Below are 1,009 nucleotides of genomic sequence, written 5' to 3'. Positions count from 1 at the left end.
GGCGCAGGGGCGACGCCGCAAGCCGCAGCGCAAGCCTTTCACGGGCTGAATGCGCCGTGAAAGGTGCGAACGGGTGAGGACGGAGACAACGTGAACCCTTGCGACCGCAGCGGCCGGGTTAGCGTGAAGGCACGGCGTTGAACACGCCGCCGACTGGCGGCAGAAAGGCGGAGGGCACCGACATCCTTTGGTACTGATTCTGGTAGCTGAAGGCGCCTCCCGTGTATGACAGAAAGACCATAAGTGCGTGTCAGTACACCACTTTGTAGGATCATAAGCCTGGTATGTTTTGAAACGCCTCCGGCCGGTGGCGTTTTTTTTAAGTCCGATATATGGCAGGCGCGAATGGTCAGGAAGCATGCAACAATACAAGGGCAATAACTGAAGGGTTTTCTCTTAAAACGGATGGCATGATTTCAGGACACCCCGTTCCCGGAAGGTGTCCTTTTTTTGTCAGCGCCCCTTTACGTGGTCGATAGCGAACTGCAGGGTTTCCCAGTTAAAACCGATGCTGGCATCATGGCTGCGATAACAGACACGCATGGCTTCAGCAATTTCCCCCTCCGTCAGGCTGTCATTGAGAGACAGAAAGTCATCAGCCAGCCAGAACGTTCCCATACACAGTGCGTCCGGCGGATACTGCTGTAAGCGCGCGATGAGAGCTGCCACGGTTACACCCTCGCAGCTGGCGGATAGCGACGGCAGCACGCGACCGGCAATGTCATTCCAGCACCACTCTTCGTCCTCCGGAACTGCCTCTTGAATAGTGCAGGTTTCCACGCCCGGCATCAGGGAAAGCTGCTCCAGCACCTCACCCAGGTAGAGTCGTTCCCCGCTGGCATCCTCACTCCACAGATAATGGTTGTTGATATACACGGCAAATTCGCCGTTATTGAGTTCAATACAGGTCAGTCTGAACATGGTTGTATCCTCAGCATCCGGCACCCAGTTGCGCCGTGCCGACACAAAAACCCGGCTCTGAGCGGAGGGCGCAGGGGCGACGCCGCAA

Annotated in this window: 1 protein-coding gene; it reads right to left on the bottom strand. The window is 56.7% G+C overall.

The window, feature by feature from the left end; genetic code table 11:
• Positions 1–453: 453 nt before the first annotated feature.
• Positions 454–1,009, bottom strand: a 556-nt coding sequence (locus tag L977_RS15385) for a hypothetical protein (protein ID WP_231563596.1), incomplete at its 5' end; no start/stop codon positions are given.

It is taken from the genome of Enterobacter sp. ZOR0014 (assembly GCF_000798855.1).
GTDB lineage: Bacteria > Pseudomonadota > Gammaproteobacteria > Enterobacterales > Enterobacteriaceae > Enterobacter > Enterobacter kobei.
This window is presented reverse-complemented; position numbering and strand designations above follow the sequence as displayed.